This is a genomic window from Mesorhizobium sp. WSM4307, assembly GCF_007003945.1.
Lineage (GTDB): Bacteria > Pseudomonadota > Alphaproteobacteria > Rhizobiales > Rhizobiaceae > Mesorhizobium.
The window spans coordinates 83527-98877 of the sequence record NZ_VFTB01000020.1 but is presented as its reverse complement, the minus strand read 5'-3'; the positions used below and the strand labels follow the sequence as shown (position 1 = coordinate 98877).

General features: G+C 59.4%; 11 protein-coding genes and 4 pseudogenes. 7 read left to right on the top strand and 8 right to left on the bottom strand.

Annotated features, from left to right (window positions below; translation table 11 throughout):
- Nucleotides 1-685 (top strand): aldehyde dehydrogenase family protein (locus FJV83_RS34155; RefSeq protein ID WP_127302103.1); only part of this gene is annotated, 685 nt, incomplete at its 5' end.
- Nucleotides 686-1469: 784 nt separating this feature from the next.
- Here the strand turns inward: FJV83_RS34155 and FJV83_RS34150 are convergent.
- Nucleotides 1470-1985, bottom strand: coding sequence for a DUF2285 domain-containing protein (locus FJV83_RS34150; protein ID WP_224570032.1), 516 nt, complete (start codon nucleotides 1983-1985; stop codon nucleotides 1470-1472).
- A gap of 793 nt (nucleotides 1986-2778) precedes the next feature.
- Between FJV83_RS34150 and FJV83_RS34145 the strand changes: the two genes are divergently transcribed.
- Both FJV83_RS34145 and FJV83_RS37640 read left to right on the top strand, forming a co-directional pair.
- Nucleotides 2779-3234, top strand: a complete 456-nt coding sequence (locus tag FJV83_RS34145) for a transposase (RefSeq protein ID WP_256748481.1) — start codon at nucleotides 2779-2781, stop codon at nucleotides 3232-3234.
- 880 nt (nucleotides 3235-4114) lie between these two features.
- Complete coding sequence (locus FJV83_RS37640; protein WP_135907184.1) at nucleotides 4115-4243, top strand: hypothetical protein; 129 nt, start codon at nucleotides 4115-4117, stop codon at nucleotides 4241-4243.
- Here the strand turns inward: FJV83_RS37640 and FJV83_RS34135 are convergent.
- The 3 genes and pseudogenes from FJV83_RS34135 to FJV83_RS37365 form a co-directional block, all read right to left on the bottom strand.
- Complete coding sequence (locus FJV83_RS34135; RefSeq protein ID WP_063169279.1) at nucleotides 4209-4838, bottom strand: hypothetical protein; 630 nt, start codon at nucleotides 4836-4838, stop codon at nucleotides 4209-4211. The genes FJV83_RS37640 and FJV83_RS34135 overlap by 35 nt on opposite strands.
- A gap of 192 nt (nucleotides 4839-5030) precedes the next feature.
- A pseudogene (locus FJV83_RS34130) lies at nucleotides 5031-5344 on the bottom strand (ATP-binding protein); the annotation flags it as partial.
- Between the two features lie 10 nt (nucleotides 5345-5354).
- Nucleotides 5355-5888, bottom strand: a pseudogene (locus FJV83_RS37365) (IS21 family transposase); the annotation flags it as partial.
- Between the two features lie 516 nt (nucleotides 5889-6404).
- On the opposite strand from FJV83_RS37365, the gene FJV83_RS34120 reads away from it, so the two are divergent.
- The gene (locus tag FJV83_RS34120) at nucleotides 6405-6764 is read left to right on the top strand and encodes a hypothetical protein (RefSeq protein ID WP_126066776.1); all 360 of its coding nucleotides are present in this window, start codon (nucleotides 6405-6407) and stop codon (nucleotides 6762-6764) included.
- Nucleotides 6765-7333: 569 nt separating this feature from the next.
- Here FJV83_RS34120 and FJV83_RS34115 read toward each other — a convergent pair.
- On the bottom strand, nucleotides 7334-8650 hold the full coding sequence (locus tag FJV83_RS34115) for a HipA domain-containing protein (RefSeq protein ID WP_063169281.1): 1317 nt from the start codon (nucleotides 8648-8650) through the stop codon (nucleotides 7334-7336).
- Nucleotides 8640-8978 carry a helix-turn-helix transcriptional regulator gene (locus FJV83_RS34110; RefSeq protein WP_063169282.1) on the bottom strand — a complete coding sequence of 113 codons (339 nt, stop codon included), beginning with the start codon at nucleotides 8976-8978 and terminating at the stop codon, nucleotides 8640-8642. The genes FJV83_RS34115 and FJV83_RS34110 overlap by 11 nt, the downstream gene beginning before the upstream one ends.
- Before the next feature lie 611 nt (nucleotides 8979-9589).
- Here FJV83_RS34110 and FJV83_RS36680 point away from each other — a divergent pair.
- Nucleotides 9590-10086, top strand: a pseudogene (locus FJV83_RS36680) (aldehyde dehydrogenase family protein); the annotation flags it as partial.
- Nucleotides 10087-10598: 512 nt separating this feature from the next.
- Here the strand turns inward: FJV83_RS36680 and FJV83_RS34095 are convergent.
- Together FJV83_RS34095 and FJV83_RS34090 are read right to left on the bottom strand one after the other, a co-directional pair.
- Nucleotides 10599-11059 (bottom strand): annotated as a pseudogene (locus tag FJV83_RS34095) (OB-fold nucleic acid binding domain-containing protein); the annotation flags it as partial.
- Between the two features lie 307 nt (nucleotides 11060-11366).
- Nucleotides 11367-13298, bottom strand: a complete 1932-nt coding sequence (locus FJV83_RS34090) for a potassium transporter Kup (protein ID WP_063169287.1) — start codon at nucleotides 13296-13298, stop codon at nucleotides 11367-11369.
- A 975-nt stretch (nucleotides 13299-14273) separates the two neighbouring features.
- On the opposite strand from FJV83_RS34090, the gene FJV83_RS34085 reads away from it, so the two are divergent.
- Both FJV83_RS34085 and FJV83_RS34080 read left to right on the top strand, forming a co-directional pair.
- Nucleotides 14274-14552, top strand: a complete 279-nt coding sequence (locus FJV83_RS34085) for an AlpA family phage regulatory protein (protein ID WP_063169289.1) — start codon at nucleotides 14274-14276, stop codon at nucleotides 14550-14552.
- Nucleotides 14549-15181: a hypothetical protein gene (locus FJV83_RS34080; protein ID WP_063169290.1), complete on the top strand. Its 633-nt coding sequence runs from the start codon at nucleotides 14549-14551 to the stop codon at nucleotides 15179-15181. Before FJV83_RS34085 ends, FJV83_RS34080 begins: the two co-directional genes overlap by 4 nt.
- Nucleotides 15182-15351 lie beyond the last annotated feature (170 nt).

Genomic DNA, 15351 nt, shown 5'->3' with positions numbered 1-15351 from the left:
CGGCGGCAATGCACCTTTCATCATCTTCGATGATGCCGACATTGACGGTGCTGTTGACGGTGCGGTCCAGGCGAAGTTCCGCAATGCCGGCCAGACCTGCGTTTCCGCGAACCGCATTTACGTCCAATCGAGCGTTCACGATGAGTTCGTCAAGAAATTCGTGGAAAGAATCCGGCACTTGTCGGTTGGCGACGGATTCGATGCCGGAGTGGACATCGGACCGCTCATCGACAAGCATGCTCTGGCCAAGATCGAGTCTCACGTCGCAGATGCCATTGCGAAAGGCGGCACAATACGATGCGGGGGCCAGCGTATCGGCAAGAATGGCACGTTTTTCGAACCCACGGTCCTCACCGAGATTTCCAGCGTCATGGCAGTCGCGCAAGAGGAGACATTCGGGCCGCTCGCGCCGATCATTCGCTTCAACGATGCGGATCAGGTCGTGCGCGAGGCCAATGACACGATATACGGCCTCGCCGCATACTTCTATGCCTCAAACCTGAAGCGGGTCTGGCGTGTGGCAGAGGCTCTGGAATATGGCATGGTTGGCATCAACACGGGACGCATGTCCTCGGAGGCGGCACCGTTTGGCGGGATCAAACAATCCGGCATCGGGCGGGAGGGTTCCCGTCATGGCCTCGAGGACTATCTGGAAATGAAATATCTTTGCATGGGCGGGATTTGAAACCTGCTGCACTGTCTCTCCGCCCCACCGGGGGGCGGCCTGCGGTCAATGCCGCCACCTAATTGGAAGTTCCAAACGCCGTTGACCTGAAACACGGATGCCCGGCAGGAGACTGAGCTCGCTGTCGGGCCGGACATGCCTTGGGAGGGCATAAGTCAGCGCTCCTAGGGCCGATGGGCCACTCAGTTCGTGCGCCTTTTGCCGATTGCGTTGCATGTGCCGTGCCAAGCCAAAAAGCATTGATAAACCGCCGATGGATCAGCTTTTGCCCTGTTGCGCATTCTACATTGTGGGATATGCGACAATGCCCAAGCGGTTGAATCGTCGTGTTGCAGAACCCCAGACGGGTCATGACTGCTATTCTTAGGACAGTGCGCAGCAAGCCGCTACTCGCTGCACTCCAGGCACACCATTTCCATAATCAAGCGGTGGGTGCTATGTTGACCGAGCTGTCGACCAGGGAACGGTGTGAGGCCTCAGATCCCTCCATATTGTTGCACCCGCCGGTCCAACAGGACTGCAGGTCCGGCCTCAAAGGATCTTGGCTGCTATGGCGACATTGCGGTGCACGCCGCTTTCCGACCAATGATGTGCGTCCAGGTCGAGGCCGGCCCTAATGAACCACCGCCTTGGCACCCTCGCCCATCTCATTTCGGCATCGACAAGCTAGACCAGAGCGCACTTGCAAGGCGCCATGCAGTCCTGTCGGCGGGCGAACTGTTGGTGACGGGTACAGCTGCGAGCGAACGTTCATCCACCGACGCACAGCGCGGACTGTCGCTTTTCAAATTAGGAAATCTCTGTAGCCACCATTCATGAGCGCGCGGCCACGCGAGACGGCCCGACGGATGCGGTCGCGCAGATGATCGCGAGGATCCGCCCAGTCGGCATGGACGCGCCGTTGACCGATGAGAACTTCGGCGAGCTCGCGATGAGGTGCTCCGGCGAGCGAACCGTCGAGCGCACGAAGAACGAAGGACAAACGAACGCCGCGCTTTTCCGGCGCAAACAAGCGGGGGGGCAACTGTTGCCCTAGACTGAGAGCATTGAGGCACTCCAGTCCCCTCAGTCGATGCTTTAAAAGCACCGCGGGCCAGATGGCTTGCGTATGCAGGCAAACAGGGTGGAGGATATTCGCGCCCGAGACGGCGAGCTGCAGCGCGTGGTCCGCATTGCGAAGAAGAACATGCTGGCTCTTGTCGGGCGCCAGCAGGACGATTGCACGACAGGGCAATGCCGAGAGTTCGAACGGCGGTGTCGGCGACGAGGCAGGCAACCGTTCCGCAATGACCGGCAGCACATGGACGCACCAGAGCGGACACCAGAATACGACCGAAGCGCGGCCACAAGACTCCGCGAAACAGAACACCCCAGCGTGACAGGTCGCCGGCCGACGCGACCATATCGAGAAAGGATTGGAGAGACCAAGTCTTGCAATGCTGGCGCGCAGCGGTCAGATCGCGCTGGAACGCTGGATTGCGGCGTAAGAACTCCCAAGCCCACTCCCGCAGCGTCAGGCCAGCGGTGTAGTCGTATGATCTTTCATCCCGCCAATCGGCCTGATCCGCGCCAGTCAGGAGATTCATGACTGACATCCCCTGCCCGCGCCTGCGTGCGTCGAAACATTATGCCACTTCGCAAAGCATCGGCGAAGGCAGCAGACGTCGAAGACCCCGTTTCGTTGAAGCGTCAGCCATCGCCACTGTCGGCGACAGAAGATGTGCCCAAATTGCCACCAGACCGTCGAACTGGCACAGCGACGGCCAGCGCGACCTGGAATTGATCCCGTAACGGTCATCGGCTCCTGCGTCGCGATCCAGACGTCCCTTGAAGGCGCAGTAGCGCGGCAGTGGATCGCACGCTGCTTGTCGGCAAGTTGTCGTAGCGGCGGCGCCATAGGCACGGTCATCGGAGGGTCTCCTGCGGCAAGCTTTCGCCATTGGAGGCCAATCTCCCCGCTAGGGCAGCCTGTGCAGTTGCACAGGTGAAGCGGATCAATCAGGGGGAGCCATGGCGGAAACTGGATGATGGCGGCTTGAGGAGAGCGGCGTATCGAGGCGGGTGATGAAGCCTGCCAGTACCTCTCAAGGAGAGTGATACGCCATGAACGAGACTATCAACACATTGTTCGCCTTCGTCAGCCCGACGAAATCGATGATACCCTGACGGATGTACTTCGCAGCGGCGCGCGCAAATTGCTTGCGCATGCGATCGAGATGGAGGCCGAGGCGTATGCCAAGGCGGTCGACTGCCTGACGAAAGATCATATTGCGTCGCTGGCGCTCTACGATTTCCCCGCCCAACACTGGGATCATCTGCGAACGTCCAATCCCATCGAAAGCGTCTTTGCAACCGTTCGCTATCGCACGGTGCGTACCAAGGGCTCGCTATCCTCGAAAACCGCCCAGCTGATGGTCTTCAAGCTGTTGGCCGCGGCCAGGAAGTGGCGACGATTGAAAGGACAAAATCAGTTGCCGAAACTCATCGCAGGTGCCAGGTTCCTGGACGGAATCCAGGTCATCGAAACGAAGCCGCAGAGCGCCGCTTGATCAGCCTCGTCACCCAAATTCCAGCATAGCTCCATCGGAACTGCCAGCCTTCCTTGCCGATCAGGCGCATATCAGCGCTGACGATACCGAGGACGGCGATGGCGGTCACCTCCAGGCCGCCGAGTAACGACCCTCAAAACACCGCACTGGTCGAGGCCAGCCTGAACCGGTATCTTGTGCCTGCCCTCGGGAGTCGCTCTATCCACCATGTGATCGACACCGACATTGCTAACATCACCAAGAAGATCGTCGCCGGGGGTCACCCGCAAGCGGCTAACACGGCCTTCTGGTGTATGCGGGCATTTTTCAACTGGTGTCGCAAACCGCCGCAACGGCTCATCCGCGGTTTCCCCGCGAGGGATTGGAAAATCCGGATCCGGCCCCGATCGTCAAGCGCAAGCGAGTGGTGAACGATGCCGAACTGGCGGCTATATGAACGGGCTGTGAGCCCGAACCGGGCGATATCGGCTATTCGTTCGGCTCCATCGTCAAGCTGCTCATTCTGACCGGACAGAGGCGTACGGAAGTTGCCGCGATGCGTTGGTCCTCAACCTTGAAGCCGGAACATGGAACTATCGGGTGACCGCACGAAGAACGAAGAGCCTACGCTTATTCCGCTGTCCACACTGGCGGTGTCGGTCCCCCAGACGGTACCGAAGACCAATGACACGTTTTTTTCCCTGCGAGGGGCAACGAAAGAAGCCACTTCTCAGGCTACGCGAAGGGCAAGAAGGCTCTAGACGGCAAGGTCAATACTGACGGGGTGGCTTTGGAGAACTGGACCCTTCACGATCTGCGCAGGACGCTCGCGACAAATCTCGGCAGGCGGCAGGTATTGCCACACGTCATCGAGCACATACTGAATCACAAGGCGGCGTCCTTGACAGACATTGGCGAAATCTACAATCTCTATAGCAACGTCAAGGAGAAGCGCGAGGTGTTGCAGATGTGGTCAAATCACATCGAATGGCTGATCAAGCAGGCTGCGGATGACGCTCTGGCGGCGTAGCTGCTGGCATGGGCGGAAGATGCGGCGCAACAATCGTCAGAGCCTCATCGAATTGGAGAGCATGCTTGACCAGCAAATGCGCGGCCAATGCTTCGATGGCCGACCAGTGATCGAGTACTAGCCGGGCCGTGCAATCTTCGATCCGCCCCCAATCGGGGCGGCGCGGCATCAGGAACCGCAACTCACCATAGATTCGCTTGGCATCCGCGTAGTCGCTGCTCCCCTCATTCCCATCGGACGCATTCATCGCCATATCGCGCGGGTCCAGATAGCCTTCGAATGCGGATTCTGCAAAAGGACCTGCCAGACACGCAACTATCTCCCGGATCGCATCATCGCGTTCCAAACATCGATCCATATCGTCCTCGAAAATCGGCTTTCGCTTCGAGGTGAATCCTTGCGCTGAATAAAAACCCGCGCCTTCGACAACACCACCGCACTCTCCGTCACCGACGTCGGGGTAAATACTAACACTTGAGAAAGCAGGGAGTTCACGGTCGTCGTCGAACGTCTGACGGTGCAAAACGATGGCGGCCACCGCGTGCCCGGCTTCGTGATGCGCCACAAGCGGCAGATATTGGGAGGCTACATTCATGCGGTGCGGCTCTCAGGTCTAGTTTGCTTTTGCGCATAGGACCGCAATTGTCGTGCCAACTGGGAAAATCGTTTCGGGCAATGCGATCGCTCCGATAGCGTTGCGTCTCCTGTCTGACATTGTTGGGAAGTCGACACGCGCCCGTCGCAATGCGGTCGACCTTCCGCGCGAGTTGGGTGACCCGTGAAGGCGGCCGACCAGGACGATGTTGCGCTGATCGGCGACGAAGGCGCGGCCGGGCGAGATCGCGCATCAGGGGGTGACCGGCGTGTCGGCGAAGTCGAAGTCGTCGATGTCCTTGGCCAGCGGCAACTTGGCGACAGCGAACTGGTATTTGATGGAGCGGGCCTGCTTCTCCGATATCTCGGCCTGCAAGAGATCACCGACAATCCTGGGCGGCTCGTGCCGTCGCTTGATGGCGACGCGCCCATGATCTCGTCATAGGCTCTGCGCATTCCGTAGAGCTTCAGCGCTCCCATCAGTTCCAGTACCTCGGTGCGTTCCATGGCTGTTTGTCCTCCTGAGACTGTCATAGCGGGTGCAGTCGGCGACCGCTCGTGAGCTAGCTTCAGCGCTTGGGGAATGGAAAGGATCGTGCCCGGCGCCGGATCGCGGCTGCGGGCCAGGATGTTGAGGATCACCGGCGCCGACGATGCACCGTGCTCGATGGCTTCCTGACAGGCGGCCTCGACCGCGCTCAATCCGTCGGTCAGCACCCAGGTGAGGATCAACACCATCTGCCGGTCGACGTCATCAACCGCCTTGAGCTGCGCCGCACCTTCTCCATTGCCGACCGCACGACCCAGCCAAGGAACGGCGCGCGCCGTGTGCCAGGGATCGTAGGCGACCTCGTTGCGGCCAAAGGAGCGAACGTGTTCTCCCACGACCACGCCATCCTCTGGCGGATGCGATCCGATCGACATAAGCATGGATCTCGATGGGCCGACCGACGGCACTCGACAGCACCGAGTATTTGTTGTTGTCGAAGCGCACCGTGCAGGTCTTCGACACCGACGGGGGAATGCAATGGAAGCCGTCGAAGCGACCGGCAGCCGCTCCCGCTGCGGCTTGGCCGCATTCGCCGACAGCAGCCGGTCCCGCGTCTCACGCCGAGCTCCCATGCGGGGATAGGGCTGGTGCTTGCGCTCGTAGCGGAACTGCGTCTCCTCAGAACGCAGGACCTTGCGCACCACCTTGCGCGAGATCTTCAGCTCACGGCAGATCGCTTTGATCGACTTCCCCTGGACCAGCGACAGCCGACGTATCTTTGCAATCGTCTCTAAAACCAACATCCAAAACACAAATGCCTCCGATCAAGCCGGAGGCATCTTGATGACCCCATCGTTAAGGGGTCCCGTTTGGACGAAAATCACCCTTTAAACAGGGTCCCCATTCCACGAAAAATCAATGCACTACCTTCCAAAGCTGCGAGAGATCGCCACCGACCGCTTTGAAGGGGCTTTCGGCGGTCTCGTCAGCGAGGTTGTGGCATGAAGAAACATCAATCCACAGCATTGGGCCGAAGCATGCCACGGGCTCATGCCGCGGGAGAGCGGGAAGATATTCTTGAAAGAAGAAGCGGTCTCCGACATCAATACCGACAGGATGGGCAGCTTTCTCACATCACTTGAGGTCGAGCGTGGCAGTTGCGACCCGCAATGCAAGGCTGGCGGCGATGCATGCCTTTGCGCGGTTCCTGATTTCGGAGCACCCCGAATATTAGGATACGCTGCAACTGGTGGTGACACTTCCCTTCAAGAGGGCGCGTGGGTGGCACCTGTCGAATATCTCGATGAGCCCGGAAATCAAGAGCGTCCTGGCGCGTATCGTCCGCCGCACGCCTTCTGGACAGCGGGATTACGCTCTGTTTTCGCTGATGTTCAATACGGATGCACGAGTTCAGGGATCCTGAATCTTCGATTGTGACCTTCGTCTGGTATCGCCCTGTCCCGCCGAGCAAAGCAACGACCGCCCCACACTGCTCACCCGGTTCGGTGTTCCATACTTGCTGCGCACACATGGCTGCGGGCGAAGGAACCACCATGGCGGAAAAAAGCATCCATCATCGCCCTTTGCGGGACACGACGGCCATCCACCTCGTCAAGGCGGGTGTTGACATCGCCACCATCAGTCGATGGCCAGGCCACTCGGGCTGAACTAACGATGCGCTACGCCCAGGCCGGTATCGATATGAAGCGGCAAGCGCTCGAACAAGGCTTCCCCGACGTGATGTCATCGGCAAAAGATCAGACGATCATCGCTTTGATGGCTGGATGTTTGGCTGGCTGCACCGCTTGTAGACGCTCAGTTATGTGGAGTTGTATCGCGGGAAGTCGCGCGTCTTGGGCTTTTGCGGTGTCAGCTCCACATCTCTCCGCAGTGCACGTTGTCACTGTTGAAGAGCCGTTTGTTCAATCTTCGTCCTGGCACGGCAAGGGTTGTCGATATTGTGGGCGTCTTGCGCTTGCCGAGCTTGTCCGAAATCCAGCGCCGGATCAGGCGTGAACACTGTTGCGTAGTTCGTCAGCCAGAGCGCGGAGAACGTCGGCGCTTCCTTCCAGCGCCGTAAAAGCGTAGGGATTGAGGAACTGTCGGCCCCAGAACAGATTGCGATCTGTGCCGGATAGCGTAGCTTCCTCGCTGACACGCGGCCAATTCTCCGCAATGCATCGGAGCTGGCCTTCAACAATCGCAAGAGCTTCCGGCGCGCTGAGCAGGAAGTGATGCGCCGCTTCAAGGCAGGACGCTATCCGGCTCATGCGGTTATTGCCGCTGATGAGCATGGCCTGGCTGGCCTCCTGGCCACTGCGGGCCTGCGGACAAATATCGTACGCAGGCGTGAGGGTGAGCTTAGCGCCGTCCCAGAATGCCGCATGGTTGCGGGCATGATCGTCGGTGTTGCCGCAAAGTATGTTGAAGACAATGCGGCTGAACAACTCGCGCAGAGTTTCCGACGGCGCGGTGAATCGGTGGCGAATGATCTCCGCCAAATCCTGGTAGCTGGCGTAACGCGCCATCATCTCATCGAGCGCGAGCATCGTCAGCGCTGAGACCATGGATTTGCGTTGCCAGCCGCCCGTGACCTTGATCCGGTCGAATCGCTCGACGAGCAACACGTCGTTGCCTGCGGCGCGAACGAGCGAGACGGATGCCGCTCTGATGCCGCACAAGGCGGCAAGCCGCATGGCTATGAATTCTCCTTTGACGACGCTGTAAAGGTCGGCAGACGAGGAAAATTTCGCGACATGCTTGACGGCGTCACCCTCGATCAGCGCCTTTGGCCTTGCGCCGCCGATCGAGCTGCCGTGATGCAGCGCCTGATCTAATTCGGGGGTGAGCGGAATACCTTTCTCTACCCGCTCCGCCGATTGGACAAGCTCTTCGAGAGTGGCATTGGCCAGTGCGCGCGGCTCGTAATGCATTGGCGAAAACTGAAAATCGAGCGCGCCGATGCGGTCCGAGCCTGATTCCAGCAAGAACGTCAGTTCTGAAATATCGAGCCGCGCGATTTCATCGCCCTTCACACCGAATTTGCGGTTTAGGATAACCCGTCGTCCCCAGGCATCAGGGGCAGCATCGCGGATGCATCCCGGCATGGTTAGGCCAGGAAGCAAAGGCAATTCGCCTGCCTTCAGGGGCAGTTCCGGGAGATAAAGCGGGATCGCGCTTCCCAGTTCACGAAAGCTCCTGCCATAGTTGAAGCTGACGAGTCCGTCATGGGCATATAGCCGCCCGGCGACAACCGGCGCGGTCTCGCCCGGCAGCCAGACCCAGACATAGGCTTCGTCGTACTTGGGGACCTTAGAACTCATCGACGATCTGCTTGCCGGCCTTGTAGACGTGCTTCGGCAGCAGCGCGATGCGATCGTCCATGCGGCCTGTGAGGGCTGTGATGCCATTGCCGTCGGCATCGAACAGCTTCACACCGACAATGGCAGCAGCTTCGAACATCAGTCCGATTTCGACTTTGGGATCGCCCTTCTCGATGCGCTGCAGGGTGCTGCGTGAAACACCGATTCTCTCGGCTAACTCCTGTGCGGTTAACCGGTGCTGCATCCGGCCAAGCCGGATGGTCTTACCGAAAAGGCCAAGCGCTTCCATCGCGTAGCGCGAATAGGTGCGTTTATACGTTGCCTTCATTCGGGTCTCTGTGACCTATGCATGATCCATATCGCCTTCTTTCGAACTTTATATAGGTAATGTCACAGAGCGACTGCCAAAGTCAAGACTCCGTATCGCAAGCGTTACCCATCCGAACGAGGAAGGCGGATATTGCCGACGGCTCCTGCACAACCGGCCAGCTCTGCGCGTCTCGGGCGAGGCGGAGATCTGGCGCTGGATCGCGGACAGCCTTGAGACGCCTCGCATGAGTCATTCATGGGCGGTCCCTGGTGCGGGGCCGCGGCGCTCGACTGCTGGCCGACATTCTCGGCGGCGGGACCCGCATCCGGCTACACCAGCACTTTTCGACCGCATACGCGCCCAGCTTCTCTCCGAAATCATTGCCAATGAGCGCGAACCTCATGCGATCGCCGAGCTGGCCTGGCGGCGCGGAATCTACGCACGCATCCGTATTCGAGACCGCCCAAGGGAGGCTGACTAGCGTAACGCCCTCCGATCTAAGCGCCTTCCACAAAGCCGCTTTCGCACGCGACGGGCTGCATGTGGCGGTCGTAGGCGACATAGATGCCAAGCCCTGAGAGTAAGGCTCTACCAGCTGTTCGGCGATTTGCCTCAGAAACTGGCGCTTGCCGGCGCGAACCAGTGGTATCGCGAGGGCGAGCACGCCGAGCGCTTTTCCTCCGCCCTCCACTGACCACAGACCCGCACGCAACGAAGCCGCGCTCGATCTTATCGTGGCGTGGCTAGGTGCAATGTTTGCTCTCGCCATCAGGCCGGCTTTCCCGATGGCGTGGTCAACCTGATCTATGCGTCCGAAGGTGATCGCGTGGGCCGTGAACTCTGCACCAATTCCAAAGATCAGCTTTACCGGTTCGAACGAGGTCGGACGGCTGCTGATGCGTCAGTGCTCTGACCAGATCAAGAAGGTCAGCCTTGAAACCGGCGGCAATGCACCTTTCATCATCTTCGATGATGCCGACATTGACGGTGCTGTTGACGGTGCGGTCCAGGCGAAGTTCCGCAATGCCGGCCAGACCTGCGTTTCCGCGAACCGCATTTACGTCCAATCGAGCGTTCACGATGAGTCCGCCGAGAAATTGTGGAGAAGGTCCGGCACTTATCAGTGGTCCGACGTCTACTCCCGGAGCGAAGCCGTCGCCAACCCAAGATCGAGTCCCACATCGCAGATGATAATTCGATGCGGGGCCGAACGATAAATATGCATGCTTTGGCCACCCCGAGGCAGGGCTCATTGAGATGATCCGACCGCCTTGGAACAAAGATGGGGTAGAGCAGATGAAGCGTTGGCAGCGTGTCTCCATTCGACGCGAGCGCTTAGGATGGGATCACGATCATTCGCATCACGCGCAGCCGCAAGGGCGATGCCATGGCTACTTTGGAATCGTTGAAGTGGTTTGAGCCGGACAGTCACAAATACACCCGTTACGCCGCGGCTCAGGAAACGGGGCGGCGTCCGGCGGTGGAGGTGCTCGCTGACTTAAAAAGGGTGCGGGCAGTCGTTGCGCTTGAGAGCGACGACATTTGGGATCCGGCACGGGGTGACCTGCTGCCAATCGGCAGTTAACAGGGTCCGACAAAAGTGTGCACAACATGCTGCTGAAGTGGCCTCCGGAAGCGCTACCGGAAGTTACGCGTCTTGAACTTGATAGGGTCGATATGGTCATACTGCATCGACGATGTCGCGCCCCTTCGGCATGCCGCGCGGATCGATGCCCGATCCGCCGTGATGAGCCTCGTCCCTCGGCCGTGCGGCAACGGAAACGGCGTCTTGCGGTTTCCCACGCTGGCCAGCCCGGCCGACAGATCGGTCAGCTCGTGGGCGACGAGGTGCACCACCTCCTCTTCCGTCGGATGCGTCCGCGGACGCCGAGCATGGCCGAAGCAAGAAGCACGCGCCGGAATTTCTCGAGAGATCTTGACCCAGACGACGACGTTTGCCGCACCCGTCTCATCCTCCAGAGGAACATGAAGCCTTTGGCCGAGCCCGGCCGCTGCCGGACCAGCACCAGGCCGGCGGCCTCGAGCCAGCTTCTGCCTCGCGCCTGCATAGCATCCTGACAGGTCACGGTGCGGCGCCGGTTAGGCGGCACGCCGATTTTGGCAACGCTAGCCTGTGAACTGAAGAATGAAGGTCGGACTTGCGGCACATCGATTAGGTTCAAATGATAAGTTGCTGCCCGGCGAGGTCGTTTCAGCGCATCTCGACTGGTGGGTCGGCAAGACAATGCGGAACGGAAATGATCGCAGGCGTAAAGGACGGCTTTCGGGGCCGGAAGCTTCAGGCCTGGAACCGGACCCCAGTTTGGCGCAAGCATCGTGGCCTCCGCCCGGTCAGGCATTCACCGGCTCGCGAAATGCCAATTGATTCTGCTTAACCGGGCATACCTAAACGGCCACTTGCGTTCCGATCTCGACCACACGTCCGGTCGGGATCTGGAAATACTCCGTCGCGTCGGCGGCCGTGCGCGCCAAGCCGATGAACAGCTTGTCCTGCCACACCGGCATGCCGGAGTTGGGTGACGCCTTGAGCGAGCGACGCGACAGGAAGAAGGACGTCGTCATGATGTCGAACTTCCAACCCTGCTTGCGGCAGATCGCCAGCGCACGCGGGATGTTAGGCTGTTCCATGTAGCCGAAGGTCAGTGTCACCCGCATGAACAGCTCATTGATCGTTTCCATCTTGATCCGCTCGCTGTCGGGCACCACGGGCTGCTGCGCCGTCACCACAGAGAGGATGACGTTCTGTTCGTGCAGCGCCTTGTAGTGCTTCAGGCTGTGCATCAACGCGGTCGGCGCACTGGCGGGATCGCTGGTCAGGAACACGGCCGTACCGGACACCAGCTGCGGTTTCTTCTTCAACAGATTGCCCGCAAGGAAATCGAGCGGAATCTGGTTCCTGCGCGTCTTGTCAAATAGATACCTGCTGCCTCTTATCCAAGTCCACATGGTCATCACGATCACTGCGGCAATGGCAAGCGAGGCCCAGCCGCCTTCGAATACCTTGACGATGTTAGCTGCAAAGAAGCCGGTATCGATGAAGACGAACACCGCCATTAAGGCTATCGCGACGCCGAGCGGCCATTTCCAGATGCGCGTCATCACAACAAAAAGCAGTATGTTCGTCACCAGCATATTGCCGGTCACCGAAATACCGTAGGCCGAGGCCAGCCGGCTGGATTCGCCGAAGCCGACCACCAGCAGCATCACCACCAGCGCCAGCATCAGGTTGATGCGCGGCAGATAGATCTGGCCCGACTGTTTTTCCGACGTGTGCTGGATGACGAAACGCGGCAGCATGTTGAGCTGTACCGCTTGCCTGGTCAGCGAAAAGGCGCCGGAGATCACCGCCTGGCAGGCGATCACGGTCGCCGCCGTGGCAAGCACGACCATCGGAATAAGCGTCCAGCCCTGGTTCATCTCGAAGAACGGATGACCGACAACGCCGCCATTTGCCAGCACGAAGGCGCCTTGCCCGACATAATTGAGCAACAGACAAGGGAACACGATCGCCAGCCAGGCGAGCACGATCGGCTTGCGGCCGAAATGGCCGAGGTCGGCGTAGAGCGCCTCGGCTCCGGTGACGGCGAGGAAGACTGCACCAACCGTAACGAAGGCGACGTCAGGCGAGTTGACCAGGAACGACACGATGTAATGCGGGCTGATTGCCAGCAGGATTTCCGGGTCGTCCATGATGTGGTTGAGCCCGGAAAGGCCGATGGCCAGGAACCACAGCGCGGTAACGGGTCCGAACACCAATCCTACGCCGCCGGTGCCAAACCGCTGTACCGCAAACACGATCGCCAGGATGGCCAGTGTCAGCGGCACCACATAGGGCTGGAACGTCGGCGTGACGACATTCATACCTTCGACCGCCGACAGTACCGAGATTGCCGGCGTAATGACGGCGTCGCCAAAAAAAAGCGCCGCGCCGACGATGCCGATGCCGATGCCGATGCCGAGGATCACCGCAGAGCAGGTCGGGAAACTGTTGCGCGCCAGCGCCATAAGCGACAGCACTCCGCCCTCGCCTCGATTGTCGGCGCGGAGCACGAACATGATGTATTTGATCGTCACGGTGATCGTCAGGGACCAGATGATCAGCGAGAGTACGCCGAGGATGTCGCCACGGCTGGCGACGTTGCCACCCGCTGATGCATGCAACGCCTCGCGAAATGCATAGATCGGGCTGGTGCCTATATCGCCATAAACGACACCTAGTGCGCCCAACATCAGCGCCTTGGTGCTGTGCTGCTCGACCTCAGAATGGCTCGATTGTTCGACAGGTTCTGCCTCGTTACCAGCATTGGTAAGGGCCATGGACGACACTCCGATAAGCGCGCGGTGCTCTACGCTTGCTGCACTGCAATATCAAGTTCCGTCACGTAATGTCTGCCGTCTCGCCTGTCGTTGCTCGCCTTGGTAGACTCGCCAGCCCGCAGCCCTACCGAGCAGCAATAGCGCCCCGGCAGAACCCTCAATCGCCCAGATCAATGAATGGTTATCGCCCACAGTGCCCCCCCGCGATGCGGCCGATGGCGACCAGGGTGTCGTGGGCGCACAAGGATGGCGCTTTCCTGATGACGCCGTGCTCCAGGTGTGATCGCACCGTTGCTGCGCAAGCCATTTACTTGCTCGTCCCAGCGAGGACCGTGGCCAACTGGAACGCAGGGCCACGCCGCTCACCGGCCGCACTTTGCGGCGCAGATAACGATTCGATCTCCGCGGCGAGATTCTGGTTGAAGAAGCCACCAAGCTTGTCGAAGGACACACGGTCGTAATATCGACATGCCAGTATCCGCAACCCAGAAAAGCTCCTTGGGCTCCGCTGCGCGCGCCACGAACAACCCGATCTTCTCTGCGAAGAGGACGCCGTAATCCTTCAGGTTGAAGCCAAACCGGGGGGCGGCCGTGACGTATGGGCGAAGGGCTAGGAGGCGGGTTCGGTGAGGAACGGCATTGATGTCCACGCCGTCTCCTGGAAAGACAGAGGAATGCGGTGTCACCGACTGGCGCCGGAGGTTGATCCGGTGATTAGGAGGAGCACTCGTTGTCGGATTCTCGACGATGTCGGACATCTGACACAACGCTGCCAGAGCGATCACGTTGTTCCGAAACGATTTTCCCAGTTGGCACGACAATTGCGGTCCTATGCGCAAAAGCACTGCGATGCCGCACCGACTGGAAGAACTCATCAATGATCACGCTTTTCGAACATGTGGGCGCCGCTACCAACACTAAGCGTTCCCGATCAAACGGAAGCCTCTATCCCTTCTTTCTGAAGGCTGTCCGGACATGAACGCATTTGATGTCCGTCCAACGCTGGATGCTCCCGACGACGATCTCTATCTTTGGCTTGAAGATGTGGAAGGCGAGCGGGCACTTGCCTGGGCCGCCGGCCAGTCGGCAAAGACCCTGAAGCACTTCAGTGGAACGCAGTTCGAGCGCGACCGCGCGACTCTGAAGGCAGGCCTGTTCCCTAAGCGGCGTCGCATCTCCCCCGGCCGAGTCGCATGGCTTGAATCCGATATCAGGGCTTGGATGGAAACTAGATCTGAGAGCCGCACCGCATGAATGTAGCCTCCCAATATCTTCTCCCGTCTGTGGCGCATCACGAAGCCGGGCACGCGGTGGCCGCCATCGTTTTGCACCGTCAGATGTTCGACGACGACCGTGAACTCCCTGCTTTCTCAAGTGTTAGTATTTACCCCGACGCCGGTGACGGAGAGTGCGGTGGTTTTGTCGAAGGCACGGTTTTCTATTCAGCGCAAGGATTCACCTCGGAGCTAAAGCCGATTTTCGAGAACGATATGGATCGACATTTCCAACGCGATGAAGCGATCCAAGAGATAGTTGCGTGTCTGGCAGGTCCTTTTGCAGAATCCGCATTCGAAGGCTATCTGGACCCGCGCGATATGGCGATGAATGCGTCCGATGGGAATGAGGGGAGCAGCGACTACGCGGATGCCAAGCGAATCTATGGTGAGTTGCGGTTCCTGATGCCGCGCCGCCCCCGTTGGAGGCGGATCGAAGATCGCACGGCCCGGCTAGTACTCGATCACTGGTCAGCCATCGAAGCATTGGCCGCGCATTTGCTGGTCAAGCATGATCTCCAATTCGATGAGGCTCTGACGATTGTTGCGCCGCATCTTCCGCCCATGCCAGCAGCTACGCCGCCAGAGCGTCATCCGCAGCCTGCTTGATCAGCCATTCGATGTGATTTGACCACATCTGCAACACCTCGCGCTTCTCCTTGACGTTGCTATAGAGATCGTAGATTTCGCCAATGTCTCCGGTGCGGGCTCACAGCCCGTCCATATAGCCGCCAGTCTGCTGCCTTCGAGTGGCCCATGTTGGCCGCGGCCAGGAAGTG